The sequence below is a fragment of the Arthrobacter sp. NPDC058127 genome (assembly GCF_042884555.1).
Taxonomy (GTDB): Bacteria; Actinomycetota; Actinomycetes; order Actinomycetales; family Micrococcaceae; genus Arthrobacter.
Window position 1 is genome coordinate 64,281 of the sequence record NZ_JBHVTT010000012.1, and the last position, 24,024, is coordinate 88,304.

Here is a 24,024-nt window from a genome sequence, read left to right on the forward strand (position 1 = left end):
ATTTGGCCGCAATCACTTGGCTGGCACCGCTGCGGCTATGTCCAGGTTCAGTTCCGTGACATTGACGGACGGCTGGCCCAGGAAGGCCTCGAGTCCCGTGACCGTGCGGCGGTCCACCATGGCCTGCACGGTTTCAGGGCTCAGCCCGTGTGCCTTGGCCACCCTCGGCACCTGGAGCCGGGCATAGGCGACCGAGATCTGCGGGTCCAGCCCTGAACCGCTGGCCGTCACGGCATCGGCGGGGACGTCGGACTCTTTGACCCCCTCTGCGGCGGCGACGGCGGCACGGTCGGTTTTGACGGCGTCGAGCAGTTTGGGATCGTTGGGTCCCAGGTTGCTGGCAGTGGATGCCCCCGGGTCCCACTTGGCCGCCGAGGGACGGGCGTGGAACCACAGCGGGCTCTGGGTGCCGGCGTCGTTGGCAGATACTTGGGCAATGAGGGCGGAAGCGGCAGGCCTTCCGGCCGCGTCCCTCACGATGGAGCCATTGGCTTGGAAGGGCGCAACGGCCTGGCCGATACCGAAAATCGCCAGCGGGTAGATCAATCCAAGGACCACGGTGGCCAGGAACAGAAACCGCAGGGCCGTTCCTGCTTGCCGAAGATAGCCGAAAAGGGTGTTCATGGTTGTCTCCTAGCCGATGCCGGGGATGAGGGAAATGAGCAGGTCGATGAGCTTGATCCCGATGAAGGGAGCCACAAGCCCGCCGAGGCCGTAGATGACCAGGTTCCTGGCCAGCGCCTGGTTCGCCGAGACAGCGCGGTACTTGACGCCGCGCAAGGCGAGTGGAACCAGCGCGATGATGATCAAGGCATTGAAGATCACCGCGGACAGGATGGCCGACGACGGCGAGGCCAAGCCCATGATGTTCAAGAGCCCGAGTCCAGGAAAAGCGCCCGTGAACAGGGCTGGAACGATCGCGAAGTACTTCGCCACGTCGTTGGCGACCGAGAACGTGGTCAGGGCGCCACGGGTGATGAGCAACTGCTTGCCGATGCCCACAATGTTGATGAGCTTGGTGGGATCCGAGTCCAGATCCACCATATTGGCGGCCTCCTTGGCGGCCGGAGTGCCCGAGTTCATGGCGACTCCAACATCCGCCGCGGCCAGGGCGGGGGCGTCGTTGGTACCGTCGCCGGTCATGGCCACCAGCCGGCCGTGGGCCTGTTCGTCCTTGATGACGGCCAGCTTGTCTTCGGGTGTGGCCTCGGCAACGAAATCGTCAACGCCGGACTCGGCCGCGATCGCCTTGGCCGTGATGGGGTTGTCGCCCGTGATCATCACCGTCCGGATGCCCATCCGGCGCAGTTCGGCAAAGCGGGCGTGCATGCCCGGCTTGACCACATCGGCGAGGTGGATAGTGCCCAGGACCCGGGCTCCGCCGTCGTGCCCGACGCCGGCCACCAAGAGCGGGGTGCCGCCCTGGGCGGAGATTTCCCGCACCGTGCGGTCCACTTCGGCGGGAGTCTGGCCGCCGGCATCCGCCACGAACTTCGCGACGGCGGTTGCGGCGCCCTTGCGGATCTTCCGTCCGTCGAGATCCAGGCCGCTCATACGCGTGCTGGCGCTGAACTCGACAACTGCGAACTCTTCCGAGCCCCTCAAGAGAGCGGCAAGGTCCGGGCCGCTGACGCCCTTTTCCGCCGCGAGATCCACGATTGAACGGCCCTCCGGCGTCTCATCGGCCAGGCTGCAGAGGCGGGCCGCTTCAATGAGTTCGGTCCGCTCGACGTCGTGGGCGGGGAAGAAGTTGACCGCGCGGCGGTTGCCATACGTGATGGTCCCGGTCTTGTCGAGCAGGAGCGTGGTGATGTCTCCCGCGGTTTCCACGGCGCGGCCGGACGTGGCCAGGACATTGTGCTGCACCAAGCGGTCCATGCCGGCGATGCCGATGGCCGGCACGAGCGCGCCGATCGTCGTCGGGATCAGGCAGACAAGCAGCGCCACCAGCACGATCGGCGATGGCGTTGCCCCCGGCAGGGAAGCGAACGGCGCCAGGCTCATCGTGACCACCAGGAAGACGATAGTCAGCGAGACAAGGAGGACGTGGAGGGCGATTTCGTTGGGCGTCTTTTGCCGGACGGCGCCTTCCACGAGCTTGATCATCCGGTCAATGAACGTTTCGCCGGCTACCGCCGTGATTCGAACGGCGATGCGATCCGAGAGGACCTTGGTGCCGCCGGTCACCGAGGAACGGTCACCACCGGATTCGCGGATGACGGGCGCCGATTCCCCGGTGATGGTGGATTCGTCCACGCTCGCCAAGCCTTCGATGATCTCGCCATCGGAGGGGATAACGTCCCCGGCTTCGCACATGACGACGTCGTTCTTCCGCAGCTCTGTTCCCGGCACTTCCTTGAGGGTGCCATCCTCCAGCCGAAGCCGGGCAACGACACCTTTCCTGCTGGCCCGGAGACTGTCTGCCTGGGCCTTGCCACGGCCCTCTGCGATGGCCTCTGACAACGTGCCGAAGAGCACCGTCAGCCAAAGCCAGATTGTCACCGAGATGCTGAACACTGCCGGCTTGAGGATGCAGATGGCCGTGCAGAGAGCCGCCCCGACCAGCACGGTGAACATCACGGGAGAGTGGATCATCTGGCGTGGCCCCAGCTTCCGTACTGCAACCGGCAGGGCGGTCCGGATGCTGGCAAGGTCGAGCTTGGCCGGCGCCTTGGTGTGGTGCTTGTGTTCCCCCGGAGTGCCCAGGGGATTTCCGTCTGCGTAAGTCTGGGCGGCGGTGTCCGAGGCTAATGCCGTGTTGGACCGGGTCATTTGAGGAGTCCTTCTGCGAGGGGGCCCAGGGAGAGGGCCGGGAAGTAGCTCAAGGCGGTCATGATCACCGTGACGCCGAGCAAGAGGGAACCGAAAAGCCAGCCGTGGGTGGGGACAGTACCGGACGACGCCGGGATCCGGGGCTGTTTGGCCAAGGAACCGGCCAAGGCAAGGACCAACACGATGGGCAGGAATCGGCCAAACAGCATGGCGAGGCCGATCATGGTGGACAGGTACGGCCCGGAGCTGGTGATTCCGCCGAAGGCCGAGCCGTTGTTGTTGGCTCCGGAGGTGAAGGCGTAGAGCACTTCGCTGAATTGGTGCGGGCCGGAGGCCGGTGCGTTGGCCATGGCGTACGGGAGCAGGACCGTGATCCCGGCGAGCGCCAGGACCACCACCGGCGTCACGAGGATGTACATCGCGGTGAGCTTCATTTCCCGGGGTCCTATCTTCTTGCCCAGGAATTCCGGAGTGCGGCCCACCATCAAGCCGGCAATGAACACCGAGACAATGGCGAGGATGAGCAGGCCATAGAGCCCTGATCCCGTGCCGCCGGGGGCAACTTCACCGAGCATCATGTTCACCATGGCGATCCCGCCTGCCAGGGGCGGTAAGGAATCGTGGGCGACGTTGATAGCTCCAGTTGAAGTCAACGTGGTGGCCGTGGCGAAGATTGAGCTCTGGGCCGCGCCGAAGCGCTGCTCGAACCCTTCCCCCAAACCGCCGGCGGCCGCCGTCGCGGTCCCCTGGGCTCCGGCAAAAGCCCAGCCCATCAGCACGGTGGACGCCAGCCAGAGTGCGCCCATGACACCCACTACCGTGTACCCTTGCCGCTGGTCCCCCACCATGCGGCCATAGGCATATGGCAGGGCGGAAGGGATCAGCAAGATCAGGAAGACCTCGAACATGCTGATGAAGACGTTCGGGTTCTCGAAGGGGTGCGAGGAATTGGCATTGAAATAGCCGCCGCCGTTGGTGCCCAGGATCTTGATGGCTTCCTGGGAGGCTACCGGCCCACCGGGGATGGTCTGGGTGACACCTGCTGCCTGGTTGACGACGTCGGTGGCCCAGAAATTCTGCACCACACCGCCGATCACCATCACGATGGCCGCGAGCGCGGCCATCGGCAGCAGCACACGGAAGGAGGTGCGTGCCAGATCCACCCAGAAATTTCCGAGCCTGTCCGTCCGGGTTCGCGCGATACCGCGGATCAGGGCGACCACCACCACGATTCCGACGGCGGCAGAGAGGAAGTTCTGCACGGCCAGCAGGCACATCTGTACGAAGATGCCCACGGTGGACTCAGGGACGTAGGTCTGCCAGTTGGTGTTCGTGGCGAAGGAGATGGCCGTGTTCATGGCCGTCCAAGGGTCTACACCGGGGAGGGAATTGTTCCCGGGCAGGACGCCTTGGAGCCGTTGGAGCAAGAACACCACCAGGATGGACACGGCAGAGAAGACCAGGACACTGCGCAGGTAGATCGACCAGCTCTGCTCAGTTTCCGGGTCAACCCCGGACAGCCTGTAGAACAGCCTCTCCACACGGGTTGACTTCTTGCCCTCAAAGACGCGGACAAGATAGCTGCCCAGCGGCTTGTGCACCAAGACCAGCAGCAAGAGCAGGACGGCCACCTGGGTGACGAAGGAGGCAATGCTGAAAACCATCCGGGATCACCACTTTTCCGGGTGGATCAAGACGGCCAGAAGGTAGCCGAACAGGCACAGGCCTGCAATGAACAGGACCAACCACATCACGGCGTCCGCGCTCACTGCCCGCTCACCGGCCCATCGCCGTCGACGATTTTGCCCAGAAGGTGGGCAACCCACATCACGATCCCCATGGACGCCACGAAGATCCCCACAACAGCCACGTCGGCCATTGGAACGTCCTTTCATCCGCGCCCCGTTTGCGGGGCTGATGCCAGTCAACTCCTTGGTCGGCGGCGAAAATCGGTTCCTGATGGTTCCTTAACACCGCAGGGCCGAATCTTGACGGCTTCTTAACAGGTGCGGCTTCTTGACGGGCGCGCTGCAGCTTCCGGGGCACCACCGTTAAGGATTCATCAAGATCGCCTTCAACCAGCGAAAAGACCGGTAGTCGGTGTTATCTTCAGCATGATCGCGGTGCCTGCGCGTCGCGCGGAAAGGACACCATGACTACCTTGAGCAGGCCGCCGGCTGATCCTTCGGCACCACGGCCCGGGGGCATGGCCTCCTTGCGGACATGGCTGCTGTTCGGACTGCAGGACTCCAAAGGATCGCACCAAGGCCCAGGCGCGGTGGGTGATCCCCATCTGAAGAAGCATTCGTGGTGGCAGGTCATGTGCCTCACCGGCGTCGATTATTTCTCCACCCTCGGCTACCAGCCGGCCATCGCAGCCCTGGCTGCGGGAGTGATCTCCCCCTTGGCCACCATCGTCCTCGTGGCCGTCACCTTGCTAGGCGCCCTGCCTGTGTACCACCGCGTAGCAGGGGAAAGCCACCGCGGCGAGGGATCCATAGCGATGCTTGAGCGCCTCTTGCCACGCTGGGGAGGGAAGCTCCTCGTCCTCGTTCTCCTCGGGTTCGCGGCAACGGACTTCATGATCACCATGACCCTCTCGGCCGCGGACGCCACCGCGCACGCGATCCAAAATCCGCTCGCCCCCGCTTGGCTGCAGGGACAGAACATCCTGGTGACCTTGTTCCTGTTGGCCCTGCTTGCCGCCGTATTCCTGCGCGGATTCAAGGAAGCCATTGGCGTGGCCGTGGTTCTCGTCGTGATCTACCTGGGCCTCAACGTCGTCGTCGTCTTCTCAACGTTCGTGGAGGTGTTCGACCATCCGGTCGCAGTGGGCGACTGGTGGCATGCACTGTCTACCTCCCACGGAAACCCGTTCATGGTGATCGGCATCGCCCTACTCGTGTTTCCCAAACTCGCACTGGGCCTGTCCGGTTTCGAGACCGGCGTCGCCGTGATGCCCCAGATCCGTGGACGTGCCTCGGACACCGAGGACAACCCGGCCGGACGGATCAAAGGAACCCGCCGCCTCCTGACCACTGCGGCAGTCATCATGAGTTCATTCCTGATCGCTACCAGCTTCACCACGGTCGTGCTCATTCCGGATCAGGAATTCCAGCCCGGCGGCCAGGCCAATGGACGCGCGCTGGCATTCCTGGCGCACCAATACCTCGGTGTGGGCTTCGGCACCGTCTACGACCTCAGCACCATCGCCATCCTGTGGTTCGCAGGCGCCTCCGCCATGGCCGGGCTGCTGAACCTGGTCCCACGGTATCTGCCGCGCTATGGAATGGCACCGGGATGGGCACGGGCGGTGCGCCCACTGGTGTTGGTGTTCACCCTCATCGGGTTCCTGATCACTTTCCTTTTCAACGCCGACGTCGACGCCCAAGGTGGTGCGTACGCGACCGGCGTGTTGGTGCTCATGACATCGGCTGCCGTTGCCGTGACCCTTTCCGCGCGCCGCTTGAGGCAGAGCAAGCGCACTGTCGCGTTCGGCATCATCGCCATCGTCTTCACCTACACCACCATTGCCAACATCTTCGAACGTCCCGAAGGCATCCGGATCGCCGCGATCTTTATCGTGGGAATCATCGTGATTTCCCTGCTCTCCAGGATCCGGCGCTCCTTCGAGCTGCACGCCACCCACGTCCATCTGGACCGCCAGGCGCTGGAATTCATGTCCACCAACTTGAGCGGCCCGATTGCGCTCATCGCCCACGAACCCCTCCGCCTCACGGCTGAGGCCTACCGGGACAAACTCACCTCGGCGATCGAGGTCAGCCACATACCGGTGGATTACCAGGCGCTCTTCCTGGAGGTGATCGTTGACGATTCCTCCGATTTCGAAACCGCACTCGAAGTCCACGGGGTGGTTCGGCACGGACACCAGATCCTCGAAGTCCACGGCCCCGTTGTCCCCAACACCATCGCCTCGGTGCTGCTGCACATCCGCGACGTGACGGGCCTCATGCCGCACATCTACTTCCGCTGGACCGAAGGGAACCCGGTCATCAACCTTCTTCGCTTCCTATTCCTCGGCGAGGGGGAAATCGCCCCTGTCACCCGTGAAGTCCTGCGTGAAGCCGAACCCGATGTCAGCCGCCGCCCGTGGGTCCACGTGGGCTGAGCGTTGATACACGGCGCCCAGGCCGCGATGCCGTCAGGGCCGCTCGGGAACCTCGCCGTTCCCTACCGCTTCGATCCAGTCGACCGCCTCGTCCGAGAAATAGAACCCCGAAGGCCCACTCTCACCAACCCACCAAGCATCGGAAGTAATAACGCCTCCAACTTGGGTGATCTCGGCGACCACTTCCGGGGACACCGCGTCGCCATTGTTGTCGATCAGCCATTTCTGGGTGGACGGCTTCAGCTTCGGCCACCAGTGCTCGATACTCATGGCCGAAGTCTGCCACGCCTGCCCGCAATCCTCGAGCCTGCCCGTTAAGGGAGTGCTAATTCTTCGCCCTCCGCGCGGTGTGCTGGCGCATCGTTTGCAGCGCTTCTTCCCGACAACCCGGGATGCCCTCGTGGCCGAACTCTTTGAAACCCCAACCCTCGAGCGCGCACGCAGTGCCAACGGGACGCCATGGGTGCTAGGGGTAGGCGGGGAAGAAGCGCACGCGGCCACGCTAAGGGACATCGATGGGCTCCTCGTAGGATCAGGCGTCCATCACTGAGGCACGGCTCTCGCGGTGCTTAGCCCGAAATCTCCCAAACACCCCCATTGACCTTTTCAATAACCGAACGATAACCTTCACTATATGAAAACAATGCCATCGGCATTAGCCCCCTTCCTGCGCTCGGAGACGCAGGGAGTGATCCTCGCGGAGATATTCATGGGCCACGGAGAACACACGATCAGCTCTCTCGCCAAGGCGGCGGGAACTTCCCCAGCGACAGTGATGCGCGAGGTCGACCGTTTGGTCGCGGCGGGTTACGTGATTGACAGACACGTTGGACGGGCCCGCTTGGTTATCGCCGATACCCAACACCCCCTATACAAACCACTTCAGGAAATCATCCGATATTCCTATGGCCCCGTCCCCATCCTGCAAAGGTTGCTAGAGTCTCAGCCCGACATTGACCAGGCGCTTATTTTCGGGTCATGGGCAGAGCGTGCCTCAGGGATCCCGGGGCACGATCCGAACGATGTTGATGTCCTCGTGATCGGTACGATGAGGCCGCGAGCAGCCGCCGTTCTGGCCAACGAAGCGACCGACCTCATTGGTAAAGAAGTGAACATTCGGGTGAGCTCGCGCGAGGATTGGCGAACCAAGAGCGATGGGTTGCTGCGCGAAATTGCACGAAGGCCCACAGTTGACCTACACCTGCACGACAGATTGGCAACGGCATGAGGGTGCTCCGGTGGGATGAAGGACGAGCCGCAGTCGATGAGTTATTGAGAGCAAGGAAGTTAGAACAGGTATCTGCCTCAGAGGAAATGGCCGAGTACTTGCTCAGTGTTGCCGCCAAGCACATTGAATCTGCCAGCCTGATTGCAGAAAGTGACCCCATGGGGAGCTACCAGATGAGCTACGACGGAGCACGAAAGGCACTTTCCGCGGTTCTTCAAATCCAAGGGCTAAGGCCAACCTCGAGCGGGGGGCACTATGTCATCGAGGAATGCCTAAAAGCTCAGCTGGGCAAAACGGGCCGAGAGATCGTAGGCAAGTTCTCAGTGATGCGACGAATTCGGAACGATAATGAATACCCGCAGCAGCCTGAGGACGCTATGGCTGTAGAGGAAGCCCTCGAACAGATAATCGAAGCTCAGTTGGTGCTGGACGGAGCAAGGAAACTCGTGGAAGTGTTGCCTCCCTACGGGAGTTGAAACCGATCTAGGCACCCCTTCCCTATGCCTACGCCGGCGGCGCCGTGGATTCGCGGACCACAAGGTGCGTAGCGAGTTCCACTCGCCGCGAGTCCAACGCGTCACCCCGCATTTGGCGCAGGACGAATCGCAGCGCGGCGCGGCCCATCTCCTGGAGTGGCTGGGATACGGACGTCAGCGGAGGGACCGATTCCTCCGCTTGGTAGGTTCCGTCGAATCCCACCACGCTGATGTCCTCCGGGATGCGGATCTTTTGCCGACGGGCCTCGGCGAGCACGCCCAAAGCGATGCTGTCGCTTGCGGCGAAAATTGCCGTTGGGCGCTCTTCGAGTTGAAGCAGGGCCTTCATTCCCGCAACACCATTCTCGGAGCGGAAGGGTCCCGACATGATGTAGCGCTCCTCGACGGGCACCCCTTTCGCCATCAGCGCGGCCATGTAGCCGTGTAACCGGGCCTGGTTGCACTCGGCAGCTTCCGGTCCACCCAGATAGGCGATCCTGCGGTGCCCTAGATCCAGCAGGTGCGCCGTGGCAGCCTTGCCCCCGGCCCAGTTGCTGGCGCCGACGCTGACCACGTCACCTGGTGGCGGGTTGAGCGGGTCGATGACAACGATAGGTATCTGCCGCCGTCGAAATGGATCCAACTGGGCCGAACTGAACGCCGAGGTCACCACGATCATGCCGCTGCGGCCTTCATCGACGATTCGCTGCGCCCGCTGCTCGAGGCTCAACTTCGACGCCGATTGCTGCCCGGTGATGTTGAGCAGGACTTCGACGTCGGAGACGGCCGCGTGCTCCAGCACGCCGTTGAGGACTTCCACTCCATACGCCGAATTCAAGGTGTCGAAGACAACCTCCACAACTGGCGGACGGCCGGCGATGTTCTTTCGCTGAAGCGGTGACTTGTATCCCGTCCGCTCCAGCGCGGTCAGGACTTTGGCACGCGTGCCGGCGGCAACGTCCTCGCGCCCATTGACGACCTTCGAGACTGTCGGCATCGAGACGCCCGCCTCCCGGGCGATGGCGGCCAATGTCACCTTGCCGGGACGTTCATTGCTGACCATGGATCCTCAACTCTTTCGAAATATTTCGTCGACACAAGTCTGGGTGGTTGGGCAAGCAGAGTCAACCGCTATTTCGTAAAAGAGTTGAACTTTATGCGTGATTTGCCTTGACGGTGACCCATGCCACAGCTAAATTTGCCTAACGGACCGAAAATATTGTCGAAATATTTCGAAGATTCGGATCAAGCATATTCAGCGGCAGTGCAGCCTCTCCCCTGACGGCCGGACTCCCGAAAGCAAAGCCGGGCAATCAACGTCGAGCCCGGAGGACGAATGGAATTGCAAATGGTAAAACTCACGTTGCGTTCAGCAGCGATCGCCGTTACTGCTGCGGCCGTATCGATCTCCCTCGCAGCTTGCGGATCCAGTGGACCGGCAAGTTCGGCAGGCAACGCCGATTCGGCCACCATGTGGGGCCTCACGGGCGGTAACCAGCCCGTACTCCAGAAGTCCATCGATGCGTGGAACAAAGCCCACCCGGACGAGACCGTCAAGCTCGATTTCTTCGCGAACGACGCGTACAAGACCAAGGTGCGCACCGCCGTCGGCGCCGGTCAAGGACCCACCTTCATTTACGGTTGGGGCGGCGGCGTGCTGAAGTCCTATGTCGACGCCGGCCAAGTGGCCGACCTGTCGGACTTCGTAGCGTCAAACCCCGATGTCAAGAACCGCTACCTGCCGTCCGTGCTCAAGAACGGCGTGATCGCCGGCAAGACCTATGCCCTGCCCAACAACAACGTGCAGCCCGTGGTCCTGTACTACAACAAGGAAGTCTTCGATAAAATCGGCGCCCAAGCCCCCAAGACCTGGGATGAACTGATGGCCCTGGTGCCGAAGTTCAAGGCCGCGGGAATCGCTCCCTTCTCCCTCGGCGGCCAATCCAAGTGGCCTGACTTGATGTGGCTCGAATACCTCGTGGAGCGCATAGGCGGACCCGATGTCTTCGCGAACATCGCCGCCAACAAGCCCGGCGCCTGGTCCGATCCTGCCGTCAAGGAAGCCCTGAGCAAGATCCAGGACCTGGTGGACGCCGGCGGATTCGCCAACGGCTTCTCCTCCATCGCCGCCGACAGCAACGCAGACCAGGCCCTCCTCTACACCGGCAAGGCCGCCATGATCCTGCAGGGTGGCTGGATCTACCAGAGCATGAAGAAGGACGCCGCGGACTTCGTCAAGAACGGCAAGCTGGGCTACGTCACCTTCCCCACCGTTTCCGGCGGCAAGGGCGATCCGGCCAACGTCGTGGGCAACCCGTCCAACTTCTGGTCGATCTCTTCCAAGGCCACTGACAGCCAGAAGAAGGCAGCCCTCGACTACTTCAAGAGCGGAATGTTCACCGACGCCGACACGCAGGCCTTGATTGACTCCGGAGCCGTTCCCGTGACCACGGGCATCGAAAGCAAGCTGGCCGCATCGCCGGACAAGGACTTCCTGAGCTACGTGTACGGCATGGCCAAGAACGCCCCGAGCTTCACCCTCTCCTGGGACCAGGCCCTCAGCCCCGCCCAGGGAGACGCCATGTTGGCGAACCTGGACCAGATCTTCCTGAAGAAGATCAGCCCCGATCAGTTCGTCTCGACCATGAACGCAACGATCGGAAAATAACCAGTGTCTACCTCAACCGGTTCTTCCCGGCGGGTCCTTGAAAGGGGCCCGTCGGGGTGGCTGGCCTCACCAGCCCTCGTCTTCTTCCTCCTCTTCGCCATCATCCCGCTCTTCGGTGTGCTCTTCCTCAGCTTCACCAAATGGGACGGGCTGGGCGAAATCAAGCTGGACGGCTTGTCCAGCTGGACCACGGTCCTGACTGATCCCGTCACCGGCAATGCCCTGTGGGTCACCGCCAAGATCATGTTCTTCTCGTTCATCGTCCAGGCTCCCATCAGTTTGCTCCTCGGAGTCTTCACTTCCGCATCCCAGAAATACCGCGCGGCCCTCGCCGTCCTCTACTTCGTGCCGCTGCTGCTGTCCTCCGCGGCCGTCGCCATCGCTTACAAGGCCCTCTTGGACCCGAACTTCGGCCTCGGTCCGGGCTTGGGTCTTCCATTCCTCGCCCAGGACTGGCTCGGCAACTCGGATCTGGTGCTGTTCGTCGTCGTGTTCGTCATCGCTTGGCAGTTTGTCCCGTTCCACACGCTCATCTACCAAGGCGGCGTACGCCAGATCCCGGCGTCGCTCTACGAAGCGGCCCAAATCGACGGCGCCGGGCGCGTCCAGCAGTTCTTCGCCATCACCCTGCCCCAGTTGAAGTACACCATCATCACGTCCTCCACCCTCATGGTGGTCGGCTCACTGGCCTACTTCGACCTCGTCTTTGTCCTCACCGGAGGAGGCCCGGGCTATTCCACGCGGCTGCTACCGCTCCACATGTATCTGACCGGCTTCAAGGCCAATGACATGGGAGCGGCGAGCGCCCTGGGCGTCATCCTCGTGGTGATCGGCCTTGCCCTGGCCCTCCTCCTGCAAAGACTCGGTGGCAAGAACCGCAACGCAAGCCAATTGGAAGGTGCCTGATGGCTTCCACAACCCAGATTCCCGCACCGCCGGCAAGGCGCGCCGCGCTAAGCAACAAGCAAGGCCACAATCATGGCCAGCGATCAAAAGGCGCCAAAGGCCCCGGACGGCTCCGCCCCAACTATCTGGGCGGCCTGGGCGGCTGGCTTTGGTTGGCGATCATCATCGTTCCCATCTACTACGTGGTGGTGACCAGCCTGAAGAACCAGGCCGGGTTCTTCACCTCGAACCCGATGATGCCGCCCACCGAGCCGACCCTGGACAACTACAAGCTGGTCCTGGACAACGACTTCGCCATGTACTTCTTCAACAGCCTGGTGGTCACAGTCGGCAGCGTCGTGCCGGCGCTCCTGGTCTCGTTCATGGCCGCCTACGCGATCGTCCGGGGCAAGGGCCGGTTCCTGACGTGGACGAACAACACGTTCCTCCTGGGCCTGGCGATTCCATTGCACGCCACGATCATCCCGATCTACTGGATGATCACCAAGGCGCATCTCTATGACACCTTGTTGGCGCTGATCCTCCCCTCCATCGCGTTCGCCATTCCTATTTCCGTCCTCATCCTGAGCAACTTCATGCGCGATGTTCCCAACGAGTTGTTCGAGTCCATGCGGCTCGACGGATGCTCGGACTGGGCCATGATGTGGCGACTCGCGCTGCCCATGACGCGCCCCGCCGTCGTGACTGTTGGCATCTACAACGCGCTGGGAGTCTGGAACGGGTTCCTGTTCCCGCTGATCCTGACCCAGAGCCCGTCCACCCGCGTTCTTCCGCTGTCCTTGTGGACTTTCCAGGGCGAATTCAGTGTCAACATCCCCGCCATACTGGCGTCCGTGGTGCTCGCCACCTTGCCGCTGCTGGTCATCTATGTGGTGGCCCGCCGCCAGCTGCTCAGCGGACTGACCGCAGGATTCAGCAAATAGCCAACGCTTCTTGAAAAGCACGAAAGGAAACACAATGACTACCGCAAAGCCCTTGCGCGTCGGCATGGTCGGCTACGCATTCATGGGCGCCGCCCACTCCCACGCCTGGCGGACAGCGCCGCGGTTCTTCGATCTCCCGCTGGACCCCCAGCTCACCGCCCTGTGCGGCCGGAACGACGACGGCGTCCGGGCGGCCGCGGGCAAGCTCGGCTGGGGATCCGTGGAGACGGATTGGCGCCGGCTCATCGAGCGGGACGACATCGACCTGATCGACATCTGCACCCCGGGCAACACGCACGCCGAGATCGCGATCGCTGCCCTTGAAGCGGGCAAGCACGTGCTCTGCGAGAAACCCCTCGCCAATTCCGTGGCGGAGGCGGAGCGCATGACCGAAGCCGCCCAGGCCGCGGCAGAACGCGGGGTGTTCTCGATGTGCGGCTTCAGCTACCGCCGCACGCCAGCGTTGGCGTTGGCCAAGCGGATGGTCGAAGAGGGCCGGCTGGGAACCATCCGGCACGTGCGGGCACAGTACCTGCAGGACTGGCTCAGCGACGAAAACGCGCCCATGACTTGGCGGCTGGACAAGTCCAAGTCCGGATCGGGATCCTTGGGCGACATCGGAGCGCACAGCATCGACGCCGCGCAGTGGGTCACAGGGCGGAAGATCACGGGCGTTTCCGCGCTCCTGGAAACGTTCGTCCACGAGCGCCCGCTGGCCGGTGACCTCGTGGGCCTCGGCGGCCACGGCGACGTCGGCGCGGATGCGCCGCGCGGCACGGTTACCGTCGATGACGCCGCCATTTTCACCGCGAGGTTTGACGGCGGCGCTACTTCCGCGGGCGCCGTCGGCGTTTTCGAGGCCACGCGTTTCGCGCTGGGACGCAAGAACGCCATGCGCCTGGAGGTCAACGGCACCAAGGCGTCGCTCGCGTTCGACTTCGAAGACATGAACGTCTTGTCCTTCTACGACGCCGCCGAATCGCCCGACGCCGGATTCCGCCGGATCTTCGTGACGGAACCCGAACACCCCTATGTCGGCAACTGGTGGCCCACCGGCCATGGCCTCGGATACGAGCACGGCTTCACGCACCAAGTGGTGGACCTCGTGACGGCGATCGGCGCAGGCGAGCAGCCCTCGCCGTCGTTCGCTGATGCCCTGCAGGTGCAAAAAGTCCTGGCCGCCGTGGAAGGCAGCGCCGCAGAGTCCAGCCGCTGGCAGAAAGTCTAGGAGGAAACACCGATGACAAGACCCATCACACTGTTCACCGGCCAATGGGCCGATCTGCCGTTCGAAGAGGTCGCCCGCCTTGCCGGCGAGTGGGGCTTCGACGGGCTCGAAATCGCCTGCTGGGGCGACCACCTCGATCCCTACCGCGCTTCCGTGGACGACGGCTATGTCCAGGAACGCCTCGACATCCTCGAGAAGAACGGCCTGAAGGTCTTCGCGATTGCCAACCACCTCACGGGCCAGGCCGTGTGCGACGACCCCATCGATGAGCGCCACCGGGACATCCTCTCCGACGAGGTTTGGGGCAATGGCGATCCTGAAGGGGTACGCCAACGCGCTGCCGAGGCCATGAAGGCGACGGCACGGGCCGCGGCACGCCTCGGCGTCAAGACCGTCACGGGATTCACGGGCTCCTCCATCTGGAAGGCCGTGGCCATGTTCCCGCCCGCCTCGGAGTCGATGATCGAGCGCGGCTACCAGGATTTCGCGGACCGCTGGAACCCGATCCTCGACGTGTTCGACGAGGTGGGGGTCCGCTTCGCCCTGGAAGTGCACCCCTCCGAGATCGCCTACGACTACTGGACGACGAAACGTACCCTGGACGCCGTGGGGCACAGAGAGAGCTTCGGGTTGAACTTCGATCCATCCCACTTCATCTGGCAGGACCTGGACCCGGTGATGTTCCTCCAGGATTTCGCGCCGAAGATCTTCCACGTGCACGTCAAGGAATCCATCCGCCAGCTCAATGGCCGCAACGGCCGGCTCGGATCCCACCTTCCATGGGCGGACCCGCGCCGGGGCTGGGACTTCGTCACCGCAGGCCATGGCGACGTGAAATGGGAGCCGATCTTCCGGACGCTCAATGCGATCGGCTACGAGGGTCCAACCAGCGTCGAGTGGGAAGACGCCGGCATGGACCGCCTCGTGGGAGCGCCGCAATCCCTGGCCATGGTCCGGGAACTCGCCGCCATCGCCCCGCCTGTCGCCGCTTTCGACGCCGCATTCTCAAGCCGCTGACCATTTCGTCTTTCGGCTGTACGGCCGTATTTCTATGCAAAGGAAACCATGACTGACAAGAAGACCGCCCTGGTGGTCCGTGGCGGCTGGGATGGCCACCAGCCATTCGAAGCCACGGAACTCTTCATCCCGTTCCTCAAGGACAACGGCTACGACGTCCGGGTGGAGGAATCCCCGAAGGTATATGCCGATTCGGCATATATGGCCGGCGTGGACCTGATCGTGCAGTGCATGACCATGTCCACCATCGAGAAAGACGAGTTCGAGGGGCTCCGCACCGCCGTCGAAAACGGCACGGGACTTGCCGGCTGGCACGGCGGCATCGCTGATTCCTACCGGAACAACTCTGACTACCTGCATATGATCGGCGGCCAGTTCGCCTGTCACCCGGGCAAACATCCGGACGAACGTATCGGCGAGCAGTCGGACAATTACGTGCCGTACACAGTGAACATGCTGCCTGCCGCCGACAGCCACCCCATCACGCAGGGAATCGGCGACTTCGATTTGGTCACCGAGCAGTACTGGGTCCTGTCTGACGACTACATCGACGTCCTCGCCACCACCACCCAGAAGGTCCGCGAATGGGACCAGTGGAACCGGGAGGTCACCTCTCCCGCCATCTGGACCCGGCAGTGGGCCGAAGGACGGATCTTCGTCTGCACCCCGGGCCACCGCGTGGAAATCCTTCAGGACAGCAACGTCCGCGCGATCATCGAAAGGGGCATGCTGTGGGCAAGCCGCTGAAGGTCGGAATCATTGGCTGCGGAGCCATCATTGCCCAGTACCTGGCAAATTTCCGACGACTCGAAGCGATTGACCTGGTAGCCGTCGCGGACCTCGATCCCGCACGGGCGCAGGCGGTCGCGGATTCTTACGACGGCGTCCGCGCGGTGACGGTCGACGAGCTCCTGGCGGCAGACGACGTCGAGCTCGTCCTGAACCTCACGATTCCGGCCGCGCATGCGCCGATCGCTTTGAAGGCGATCGCCGCCGGCAAGAGTGTCTATGGTGAGAAGCCGCTCGCTGCGACGACCGCCGAGGCACGGCAAGTGCTGGACGCGGCGCGGGAGGCCGGCGTCGTGGTCGGCTGCGCGCCGGATACGGTGCTCGGCACCGGGATCCAGACCGCCCGGAAGGCGATCGACGACGGCCTGATCGGGACGCCGATCTCGGCCACGGCGACCATGGTGACCCCGGGACATGAGCGGTGGCACCCCAACCCGGACTTCTACTACCAGCCCGGCGGCGGACCGCTGCTGGACATGGGTCCCTACTACGTGAGCGCCCTGGTCACGCTGCTGGGCCCGGTGGTCTCGGTCATTGGGGCCGCAAGCCACACACGGAATACGCGCACCATTGGTTCTGGCCCGCGCGAGGGCGAGGTGATTCCGGTGACCATCGATTCGCACGTGACCGGGGTCCTGGTCCACGCCTCCGGCGCCCTGTCCACGCTGGTGATGAGCTTCGACGCGGTGAAAACCAAGTCGGCCAACATCGAGATCCACGGCGCGGCAGGGTCCCTGGTGGTTCCCGATCCGAACCACTTCGACGGCGACGTCCAGCTCTTCACCCTTGGCACCGACTCGTGGCAGACCCTTCCGGTCTCGGCCGGCTACATCGATTCGGGCAGGGGCTTCGGCATCGCCGACCTCGCCGCCACCCCGGCCGGCGCCGAGCCGCGCGCGGGCGGCCAACTGGCGTTCCACGCGCTCGAGGTCATGGAATCGGTGCTCGCATCCGCCCACAATGGCTCAGCGGTGTCGATCGAAAGCACGGTGGCACGGCCGGACCTCGTGGAGCTGACCGCGCTGGCGGCCCCGCTCGCGGAGGTTCAGGGAATCAGTTCGTAGGCCTGGCTCAAAATTCTCCGGACTGAGGTTGCTGCGGCGCCCCTGAGGGCCCCCGTCTGCCCCAGTCCGGAGAACGCCAGGTTTCCTTCCGGGATCAGTCCCGGTGCGTGGTGGTCCAAGCTCCGGCGCAGCGCGGGAGCGATCCACTCCTCGAGTACGGCGAAATGACCGCCCAGCACGACGGCGGAAATGTTCGCCACCCGCGCTGTGGAGGCCACCGCGATTCCGAGATACCGTCCGGCCTGTTCCACCGCTGAACCCGCGAGTTCATCGCCATCGTGGGCAAGTTGCAGCAAGTGGGCCGTATGCCGCGTGGTCGAATCCCGATCCATTCCAGCAGCGGAATATATGGCGTCCTGGCCCGCGAACGTTTCAAGGCAGCCGTGGCCGCCGCAGGCGCACAGCGGGCCGTCGGGATGCACCACCACATGCCCGATCTCACCGGCATGACCCTGGGGGCCGTCGAAGAGCTGGGAAGCCATGACCAGGCCGCCACCAACGCCCACTTCGCCGGAAATGTACAGGAAGTCCCGGAACCGATCCCTTGTACCGTGATCTGCGCCGTGGCCAAACCAGAGTTCCGCGAGCGCGGCGCTATTGGCCTCGTTCGAGAGGGTCACTCCGAAGGGGGCTTCGGGCAGGAGCCGGGGCAGCTCTTCGGACAGCCCGACGTCGGCCCACCCCAGGTTCGGTGCGGCCACCACCACGTTGTGTTCCGTATCCACCAATCCGGGCACCGTCAGTTCCCCGCCAAGAAGCTCGACGCCCGCGTCCGCCGCCTTTGCCGCTGCCCGCTGAGCCATCGCGACGAGGAGCGGCAGGATGTCGGAAGGCCGGCTCCCACGGTTGTGCCGTTCAAGGGTTTCGTGGAAGACCAGTTTCCCTGCGAAGTCCAGGACTCCCACCGCGAGGTAGTCCACATTGATTTCCGCGGCCAAAGCGCCGCGAGCCGGATTGAGGACAAGACCGGTTCCGGGCCGTCCCCGTTCGCCGTCGCGGGTGACACTTGTTTCCAGCACCAGGCCGGACTCAAGCAGATCGGCTACCAGGCTCGAAACGGAGGCCTTCGTCAGGCCGCTTTCCGCGGCAAGCTGCGCGCGCGTGGCCCCGCCGTTCCCCTGGATCCCGTCGAGCACGAGTGCCAGGTTCTGCCTGCGGACATCGCCCACTCTCCCGGGCGACGGCGTGGCGGGCATGTTTCCTCCAGGATCCTGTTTTGACAAGGTGATCTTCATCATCATTCAGGGACCCGAGGTTGCTGGCCATTTGGACCGTGCCGCGCGGCCCGGTAACAGTCCTGCGCGGGGACGCGGCCGGGGACGCGAGTCGCCCCCAAACGCAACGAGGCAGTCTCAGGCTACTTCGGAACGTTCCCGTTTGGTCGTGTCAGCGCAGTTGGTCCACCTGGACGATCAGGTAAGAGGTCTTCTTTGAGAACCGTCCGGTCCGGACGCCCGTGAACTCGTTCGGGGCTAGCTTCCCGTCAACATGGAACACAACATTTAATGCGACAAACCGTATCGGCTGGCTCTGACAAAAAGTCACGCGAAGCCCCGCCGCCGTTAGTCCCTTAGTCCCCCGGGTAGCTGATTCCCGCTTGGCTACGTGCTTCATCCAGCAGGGACATGGTGGTCAGGGTATCCGCCAACGGCATCGTGGGGCTCTCGAGCAGGCCCTCCTGCAGGCAGCGAATCACTTCGCGCAACTGGTACGTATAGCCATGGCCGACCGTAGCGAATTTCTCCACACGTTGCTCGCCGGAGCCGGAGGTGATGGTTAGCTCGCTTGGATTGAACAGCGGGGCGTTGCAGCGCAGCATCCCCTTCGTGCCGCATACGGTGGCCGTCTGCGGGGTGGCCGCGGTCAATGACGTCATGGCCTGGACCTGCGCCCCGGACGAGTAGGACAACGTCAGTGCGGTCTCGGAATCCACTCCGCCATCGGTGAGATGTGCCGTGGCCGTGATGGACTGGGGGCGGCCGAGGCTAAAAAGCGCCCAGGTCAGGGGATACACCCCAACGTCCATCAGGGCGCCTCCCCCGTCTTCGCGCCTCCATAGCCGGGAATCGGGCCGATCAGGCGCCGGAAATCCGAGATCAGCCTGCAACCACCGGACCTCGCCGAGTTCACCGGATGCGATGATTTCAGCTGCCCGTTGCACGCTGGGCAGGAACCGGGTCCGTACGGCCTCCATCAGGAACAGGCTTTTCTCCCGGGCCAGGCTGACCAGATCTTCTGCTTCACGGGCGTTGATGGTCAACGGCTTCTCGCACAGCACGTGCTTTCCGGCTTTGAGTGCCGCCTTCGCCACCAAGTAGTGGCTCGTGTGCGGCGTGGCCACGTAGACCACGTCCACCGCAGGATCCCGGAGTAGTCGCTGGTACCCCGGAAGCCCGCCGTCGTCGCCGTAGGCGCTCTGGAAGCCGTGCTCGGAAGCAAACGCCTCCGCGTTTTCCTGGGTCCGGGAACTCACGGACTGCAGGACGGCGTCGGGAAGGAGCGCGAGGTCGCTGACGACCGTGGACGCGATCCGTCCGGTGGAGATGATTCCCCACCGGACGGGATCGCCCGATGCAGGCACCGGATCTTGGTCCACGAAACCAAGAAGCGGCGTCCTGACGAGCAGCGGTTCAGGCGTCGGTGTCAACGCGCACACTGGCTTTCCGGTAGTTCTGGCCGATCGAAGCTCGGAAATCCGGCTCAGGTGTGGCGTCCACGGCCACAGGCCAGTCCGGGCGGAACCCTGCGAGCGCCCACGCTGCCTGCACAGCCGCCCCTCGGGCCACGTATTCACCGGGACTCGGAACGACCACGGGGAGGTCGAACACCTGGGCCGCAATCCGTTGCACGGCAGGATTCTGTACGGCACCGCCAATCAGCAGCAATCGTTCCGCACGGACACCCTGGTCACGCAGCGCATCCAGCCCTCCGGCGAGTCCACACAGCATGCCTTCGATGGCGGCCCGGGCGATATTCGGCCGGGTGGTGGAGGCGATGCTGAGGCCGTGGAAACTGGCCTTCGCGTGAGGCAGGTTGGGAGTCCGTTCCCCTTCGAAATACGGCACCAGCACCACGCCTCCCGAGCCAGGCTCAGCTTCAAGGGCGAGCCTGGACAGCTCGTCGAAGTCGACGTCGAGCACTGCGGCAACCGAACTGAGCACTCGGGCGGCGTTCAGGGTCACCGCGATGGGCAAATACTCACCGCTCGCATCGGCGAAGCCCGCCACGGTCCCGCTCGCATCGTGCCCGGGTGAAGAGTCGACGGCGAACACTGTACCGCTGGTACCCACGGACACCACGACGTCGCCGGGTTTGGCTCCGAGCCCAAGCGCCGCTGCGGCGTTGTCCCCCGCCCCGACGCCGAGCACGATCCCGCCCTCGACAGCACTGCTTGCGCTAGTACCCCCGAAACACGCCGGGTGCACACGCCCCGCGGTTTCGCCCGGGCCCAGCACGCGGGGCACGACGACGACGCCGGGCGCCGCCGTCGCTGACCCGCCCGAGGCTTCCCGGGCGTCCTGGCCGAACGCCAGCTTGAACAAGTCCAGATCGTAGCGTCCGGTCAGCGGGCTCCAGTAGCCGGTGCCGCTGGCATCCGAACGGTCAGTGGTGAGTTCGTCCAGGTCTGGCCCCAGCGGGCTTGAGCCCGCTGGACCGTAACCGCGGAGACGCCACGTGAGCCAGTCGTGGGGGAGCGCGACGGCGGCCACCTTGGCCATGCTTTCGGGCTCGTGGTCCCTGATCCAGCGGATCTTCGTGATCGTAAATGAAGCCACCGGCACCAGCCCGGTCCGCTGGGCGAAGTCCTCCGCCCCTACTTCTGCGGTGAGATCCTCCGCGGATCCGGCGGAGCGGGTGTCGTTCCACAACAACGCCGGCCGCACCACATTGCCCTCGCGGTCCAGCAGCACCATGCCGTGCTGCTGGCCCCCTACGGACAGTGCGCTGACATTGGCCAGGCCGCCGGCGTCGTCGAACGCTTCAGACAGCGCCCGCCACCACTCGTCCGGATGGACCTCCGTCCCGTCCGGGTGGCTCGCTCGCCCCGAACGGACAAGCTCACCGCTTTCCGCGTCCAGGACCACCACTTTGCAGCTTTGAGTAGAGGAATCAACCCCGGCAACAAGGTTCAAGGAAGCAGTGGCCACGGGATCAGCGTGCTCCGAGAAGGTGCTCGATGAAGAGCTGCTGGAGCTTCACGAATCCGAAGCCCTTGCCGCCGAAGTAGGCGTCGACGTCGAAGTCCTCGTACGCGGACTTGTCCGCACGCAACTGCTCGTAGCCTTCGCCCGGATTCAGGGTGGGCTCGTTGATTTCAGCCACCCGTGACGCCTGGAGGGCTTCCTGGACCTCAGGGTCGGCACGGAATGCCTTGGCGCGCTCCTTGAGCAGCAAGTAGGTCTGCATGTTCGCGGCCGCAGAGTCCCACACGCCATCGATGTCCTCGGTGCGGCTGGGCTTGTAGTCGAAGTGGCGCGGGCCCTGGTAGGAGGGGCCGCCGTCGGGACCGCCGTTTTCGAGCAAGTCCACCAGGGAGAAAGCGTTCTGCAGGTCACCGTGGCCGAACACCAGGTCCTGGTCGAACTTGATGCTGCGCTGGCCGTTGAGGTCGATGTGGAAGAGCTTGCCCTGGTACAGGGCCTGGGCGATGCCGTGCGTGAAGTTCAGCCCGGCCATCTGCTCGTGGCCGGTCTCGGGGTTGATGCCTACGAGTTCGGGACGTTCCAGGGTTTCGATGAAGGCAAGGGCGTGGCCCAGGGTGGGGAGGAGGATGTCGCCGCGGGGTTCGTTCGGCTTCGGTTCGATCGCGAAGCGGATGTTGTAGCCCTTGTCCGTGACGTAGTCGCCCAGCAGGTTGACGGCCTCGCGGTAGCGCTCGAGGGCCCCGCGGATGTCCTTGGCGGCGTCGTACTCGCTGCCTTCGCGTCCGCCCCACATGACGAAAGTTTCGGCGCCGAGTTCAGCGGCGAGATCGATGTTGTCCAGCACCTTGCGCAGGGCGAAGCGGCGGACGCCGCGATCGTTGCTCGTGAAGCCGCCGTCCTTGAAGACGGGGTGGCTGAACAGGTTGGTGGTGACCATGGGAACAATCATCCCCGTGGCCTTGAGCGCTCCCTGCAACCGGTCGATCTCGCGCTGGCGATCGGCAGCCGAGCAGCCGAAGGGGAACAGGTCGTTGTCGTGAAAAGTGATGCCGTAGGCGCCAAGGTCGCTAAGCCGGTTGACGGCTTCCACGGTGTCCAAGGGAGGGCGGGTGGCGGAACCGAATTGGTCCTGCGCCTCCCAACCCACGGTCCAAAGGCCGAACGAGAACTTGTCTTCACGGGTGGGCTGAATCGTCATTGAGTGCTCCGGGTAGTCGATGTGGAGTTTGTTTCGCTATCCAACATATTACGAATCTCCGTGATGTCAACCACTTGGAGCAAGCAAGATTTTTCATCCCACCGGCGAAAAAGTCCTAAAAGATCTAGCGCCCGGCCGACCCAGCCGTTATGTTTGGGTGGACATCAAATAAGGCCGTAGAGCCTCGAACGAAGGATTCAACCGTGACTGATCAGCTGGTGGCGGAACGCAACTGGGCAGAAAACTACAGCTACCAGGCACCGCAGCTCGCCCATCCCGCCAGCGTGGAGGAGCTCCAGGGACTCGTGGCAGGCGCCAAGAAGATCCGCGCGCTGGGCTCCCGGCATTCCTTCAACTCCATCGCGGACACGGACGGCACGCTCGTGGTGCTGGACCAGCTGGAACCCGGCATCACTGTGGATCCGGCGAACATGACCGTCACCGTGAGCGGCGGCACGCGTTACGGAACCCTGGCGGCAGAACTCCAGCGCCAAGGCTTCGCCCTTCACAACCTCGCATCGCTCCCGCACATTTCGGTGGCAGGGGCTGTCGCCACCGCCACGCACGGCTCCGGTGACGCCAACGGCAACCTGGCCACCGCCGTCGCCGGTCTGGAACTCGTCACGGCGGACGGCAGTATCCTCAGTGTGCGCCGCGGCGACAAGGATTTCGATGGGATGGTGGTGGGACTCGGCGCACTCGGCATCGTCACCAAACTGACCCTGGACATCCAGCCAAGCTTCGACGTCGCCCAGAGCGTCTTCGAAAACCTCAACTGGGATCTCGTCCTGGAAAACTTCGACCAGATAACCTCCTCGGCCTATAGCGTCAGCCTGTTCACTGATTGGAGCGGGGAGACAGTGGGCCAAGCGTGGCTCAAGAGGCGCAGCGGCGATCCGGCACCGGCAATCTCGGATTTCTTCGGTGGCACCCCGGCAACGGAAGCCCGGCACCCCCTTCCCGGCGTATCGGGCAGCAACTGCACGCAGCAGCTCGGCATTGCCGGGCCGTGGTCCGACAGGCTGGCCCATTTCAGGATGGAATTCACTCCCAGCCAAGGTGACGAGCTGCAAAGCGAGTACCTCATCCCCCGCGAGCACGCAGTGGACGCCCTCCGCACGATGCGCAGGCTCTCCGACGTCGTGACTCCCCTGCTGCTGGTCGGCGAAATCCGCACGGTGGCGGCGGACCAGCTCTGGCTGAGCGCCAACTGCGGCCGCGACGGCATCGGTTTGCACTTCACCTGGCGCCAGGACCAGCCGGCGGTCGAAGCAATCCTGCCGCTGCTTGAGGCGGAACTGGCTCCGTTCGCGGCGAGGCCGCACTGGGGCAAGCTGTTCGACGCCGGTGCTGCCGCCGTCGCGCCCTTGTACCCTCGCTTCAACGACTTCATCGCCCTGGCTGAGCGCCTGGATCCTTCCGGAAAGTTCCGCAACGACTTCCTGGACCGAACGGTGTTTGGGAGCTGATATTGTCGCGAT

The 24,024-nt window shown here is 63.8% G+C and carries 21 protein-coding genes; 11 read left to right on the forward strand and 10 right to left on the reverse strand.

Annotation, left to right across the window (positions count from 1 at the left end):
• Window positions 1-12: 12 nt before the first annotated feature.
• Genes kdpC through ACFVTG_RS16045 form a run of 4 tightly spaced genes read right to left on the reverse strand, consistent with a single transcriptional unit; the run spans window position 13 to window position 4,541 of the window.
• Window positions 13-624 carry a K(+)-transporting ATPase subunit C gene (gene kdpC, locus ACFVTG_RS16030; RefSeq protein WP_390281899.1) on the reverse strand — a complete coding sequence of 204 codons (612 nt, stop codon included), beginning with the start codon at window positions 622-624 and terminating at the stop codon, window positions 13-15.
• 9 nt (window positions 625-633) lie between these two features.
• The gene (gene kdpB, locus ACFVTG_RS16035) at window positions 634-2,772 is read right to left on the reverse strand and encodes a potassium-transporting ATPase subunit KdpB (protein WP_390281901.1); all 2,139 of its coding nucleotides are present in this window, start codon (window positions 2,770-2,772) and stop codon (window positions 634-636) included.
• A complete protein-coding gene (gene kdpA, locus ACFVTG_RS16040; RefSeq protein ID WP_390281902.1) occupies window positions 2,769-4,436 on the reverse strand; it encodes a potassium-transporting ATPase subunit KdpA in 1,668 nt (555 codons plus the stop codon). The genes kdpB and kdpA overlap by 4 nt, the downstream gene beginning before the upstream one ends.
• A 6-nt stretch (window positions 4,437-4,442) precedes the next feature.
• A complete protein-coding gene (locus ACFVTG_RS16045; protein WP_078107172.1) occupies window positions 4,443-4,541 on the reverse strand; it encodes a potassium-transporting ATPase subunit F in 99 nt (32 codons plus the stop codon).
• A gap of 383 nt (window positions 4,542-4,924) precedes the next feature.
• On the opposite strand from ACFVTG_RS16045, the gene ACFVTG_RS16050 reads away from it, so the two are divergent.
• Window positions 4,925-6,901, forward strand: coding sequence for an amino acid transporter (locus ACFVTG_RS16050; RefSeq protein ID WP_390281903.1), 1,977 nt, complete (start codon window positions 4,925-4,927; stop codon window positions 6,899-6,901).
• A gap of 33 nt (window positions 6,902-6,934) precedes the next feature.
• Here the strand turns inward: ACFVTG_RS16050 and ACFVTG_RS16055 are convergent, their stop codons facing one another.
• Complete coding sequence (locus ACFVTG_RS16055) at window positions 6,935-7,171, reverse strand: hypothetical protein (protein WP_390281904.1); 237 nt, start codon at window positions 7,169-7,171, stop codon at window positions 6,935-6,937.
• A gap of 364 nt (window positions 7,172-7,535) precedes the next feature.
• Here ACFVTG_RS16055 and ACFVTG_RS16060 point away from each other — a divergent pair, with 364 nt between their 5' ends.
• Together ACFVTG_RS16060 and ACFVTG_RS16065 are read left to right on the forward strand one after the other, a co-directional pair.
• Window positions 7,536-8,129, forward strand: coding sequence for a MarR family transcriptional regulator (locus ACFVTG_RS16060; RefSeq protein ID WP_390281905.1), 594 nt, complete (start codon window positions 7,536-7,538; stop codon window positions 8,127-8,129).
• On the forward strand, window positions 8,126-8,605 hold the full coding sequence (locus tag ACFVTG_RS16065; protein WP_390281907.1) for a hypothetical protein: 480 nt from the start codon (window positions 8,126-8,128) through the stop codon (window positions 8,603-8,605). Before ACFVTG_RS16060 ends, ACFVTG_RS16065 begins: the two co-directional genes overlap by 4 nt.
• Window positions 8,606-8,633: 28 nt before the next feature.
• On the opposite strand, the gene ACFVTG_RS16070 is transcribed toward ACFVTG_RS16065, so the two are convergent.
• A complete protein-coding gene (locus ACFVTG_RS16070) occupies window positions 8,634-9,668 on the reverse strand; it encodes a LacI family DNA-binding transcriptional regulator (RefSeq protein WP_390281908.1) in 1,035 nt (344 codons plus the stop codon).
• Between the two features lie 285 nt (window positions 9,669-9,953).
• On the opposite strand from ACFVTG_RS16070, the gene ACFVTG_RS16075 reads away from it, so the two are divergent.
• From ACFVTG_RS16075 to ACFVTG_RS16105, 7 genes are read left to right on the forward strand one after another with little or no spacing between them, the layout of a single operon-like run.
• Complete coding sequence (locus tag ACFVTG_RS16075) at window positions 9,954-11,273, forward strand: extracellular solute-binding protein (RefSeq protein ID WP_390281909.1); 1,320 nt, start codon at window positions 9,954-9,956, stop codon at window positions 11,271-11,273.
• Between the two features lie 3 nt (window positions 11,274-11,276).
• Window positions 11,277-12,179, forward strand: a complete 903-nt coding sequence (locus ACFVTG_RS16080) for a carbohydrate ABC transporter permease (protein ID WP_390281911.1) — start codon at window positions 11,277-11,279, stop codon at window positions 12,177-12,179.
• Entirely contained in the window at window positions 12,179-13,102 is a 924-nt protein-coding gene (locus ACFVTG_RS16085) for a carbohydrate ABC transporter permease (RefSeq protein ID WP_390281912.1), read from the forward strand. Before ACFVTG_RS16080 ends, ACFVTG_RS16085 begins: the two co-directional genes overlap by 1 nt.
• Window positions 13,103-13,136: 34 nt before the next feature.
• Window positions 13,137-14,330 (forward strand): Gfo/Idh/MocA family protein, encoded by a 1,194-nt coding sequence (locus ACFVTG_RS16090; protein ID WP_390281913.1) that lies wholly within the window; start codon window positions 13,137-13,139, stop codon window positions 14,328-14,330.
• A 12-nt stretch (window positions 14,331-14,342) separates the two neighbouring features.
• Window positions 14,343-15,347: a sugar phosphate isomerase/epimerase family protein gene (locus tag ACFVTG_RS16095; protein WP_390281914.1), complete on the forward strand. Its 1,005-nt coding sequence runs from the start codon at window positions 14,343-14,345 to the stop codon at window positions 15,345-15,347.
• Between the two features lie 48 nt (window positions 15,348-15,395).
• Window positions 15,396-16,094, forward strand: a complete 699-nt coding sequence (locus ACFVTG_RS16100; RefSeq protein WP_284751530.1) for a ThuA domain-containing protein — start codon at window positions 15,396-15,398, stop codon at window positions 16,092-16,094.
• Window positions 16,079-17,200 carry a Gfo/Idh/MocA family protein gene (locus ACFVTG_RS16105; protein ID WP_390281915.1) on the forward strand — a complete coding sequence of 374 codons (1,122 nt, stop codon included), beginning with the start codon at window positions 16,079-16,081 and terminating at the stop codon, window positions 17,198-17,200. The genes ACFVTG_RS16100 and ACFVTG_RS16105 overlap by 16 nt, the downstream gene beginning before the upstream one ends.
• On the opposite strand, the gene ACFVTG_RS16110 is transcribed toward ACFVTG_RS16105, so the two are convergent.
• From ACFVTG_RS16110 to xylA, 4 genes are all read right to left on the reverse strand, one after another.
• The gene (locus tag ACFVTG_RS16110) at window positions 17,182-18,396 is read right to left on the reverse strand and encodes an ROK family protein (RefSeq protein ID WP_390281916.1); all 1,215 of its coding nucleotides are present in this window, start codon (window positions 18,394-18,396) and stop codon (window positions 17,182-17,184) included. The genes ACFVTG_RS16105 and ACFVTG_RS16110 overlap by 19 nt on opposite strands.
• A gap of 374 nt (window positions 18,397-18,770) precedes the next feature.
• Window positions 18,771-19,856: a Gfo/Idh/MocA family protein gene (locus ACFVTG_RS16115; RefSeq protein WP_390281917.1), complete on the reverse strand. Its 1,086-nt coding sequence runs from the start codon at window positions 19,854-19,856 to the stop codon at window positions 18,771-18,773.
• Window positions 19,831-21,333, reverse strand: coding sequence for a xylulokinase (xylB, locus tag ACFVTG_RS16120; protein WP_390281980.1), 1,503 nt, complete (start codon window positions 21,331-21,333; stop codon window positions 19,831-19,833). Before xylB ends, ACFVTG_RS16115 begins: the two co-directional genes overlap by 26 nt.
• Before the next feature lie 19 nt (window positions 21,334-21,352).
• The gene (gene xylA / locus ACFVTG_RS16125) at window positions 21,353-22,543 is read right to left on the reverse strand and encodes a xylose isomerase (RefSeq protein WP_284751538.1); all 1,191 of its coding nucleotides are present in this window, start codon (window positions 22,541-22,543) and stop codon (window positions 21,353-21,355) included.
• Between the two features lie 203 nt (window positions 22,544-22,746).
• On the opposite strand from xylA, the gene ACFVTG_RS16130 reads away from it, so the two are divergent.
• Window positions 22,747-24,012 carry an FAD-binding protein gene (locus tag ACFVTG_RS16130; RefSeq protein WP_390281918.1) on the forward strand — a complete coding sequence of 422 codons (1,266 nt, stop codon included), beginning with the start codon at window positions 22,747-22,749 and terminating at the stop codon, window positions 24,010-24,012.
• The last annotated feature ends 12 nt before the right edge of the window (window positions 24,013-24,024 follow it).

Bases quoted from the DNA above. Each gene is read 5' to 3' on its own strand.
- kdpC (WP_390281899.1), bottom strand. From the start codon at position 624: ATGAACACCCTTTTCGGCTATCTTCGGCAAGCAGGAACGGCCCTGCGG.
- kdpB (WP_390281901.1), bottom strand. From the start codon at position 2,772: ATGACCCGGTCCAACACGGCATTAGCCTCGGACACCGCCGCCCAGACT.
- kdpA (WP_390281902.1), bottom strand. From the start codon at position 4,436: ATGGTTTTCAGCATTGCCTCCTTCGTCACCCAGGTGGCCGTCCTGCTC.
- ACFVTG_RS16050 (WP_390281903.1), top strand. From the start codon at position 4,925: ATGACTACCTTGAGCAGGCCGCCGGCTGATCCTTCGGCACCACGGCCC.
- ACFVTG_RS16055 (WP_390281904.1), bottom strand. From the start codon at position 7,171: ATGAGTATCGAGCACTGGTGGCCGAAGCTGAAGCCGTCCACCCAGAAA.
- ACFVTG_RS16060 (WP_390281905.1), top strand. From the start codon at position 7,536: ATGAAAACAATGCCATCGGCATTAGCCCCCTTCCTGCGCTCGGAGACG.
- ACFVTG_RS16065 (WP_390281907.1), top strand. From the start codon at position 8,126: ATGAGGGTGCTCCGGTGGGATGAAGGACGAGCCGCAGTCGATGAGTTA.
- ACFVTG_RS16070 (WP_390281908.1), bottom strand. From the start codon at position 9,668: ATGGTCAGCAATGAACGTCCCGGCAAGGTGACATTGGCCGCCATCGCC.
- ACFVTG_RS16075 (WP_390281909.1), top strand. From the start codon at position 9,954: ATGGTAAAACTCACGTTGCGTTCAGCAGCGATCGCCGTTACTGCTGCG.
- ACFVTG_RS16085 (WP_390281912.1), top strand. From the start codon at position 12,179: ATGGCTTCCACAACCCAGATTCCCGCACCGCCGGCAAGGCGCGCCGCG.
- ACFVTG_RS16090 (WP_390281913.1), top strand. From the start codon at position 13,137: ATGACTACCGCAAAGCCCTTGCGCGTCGGCATGGTCGGCTACGCATTC.
- ACFVTG_RS16095 (WP_390281914.1), top strand. From the start codon at position 14,343: ATGACAAGACCCATCACACTGTTCACCGGCCAATGGGCCGATCTGCCG.
- ACFVTG_RS16100 (WP_284751530.1), top strand. From the start codon at position 15,396: ATGACTGACAAGAAGACCGCCCTGGTGGTCCGTGGCGGCTGGGATGGC.
- ACFVTG_RS16110 (WP_390281916.1), bottom strand. From the start codon at position 18,396: ATGCCCGCCACGCCGTCGCCCGGGAGAGTGGGCGATGTCCGCAGGCAG.
- xylA (WP_284751538.1), bottom strand. From the start codon at position 22,543: ATGACGATTCAGCCCACCCGTGAAGACAAGTTCTCGTTCGGCCTTTGG.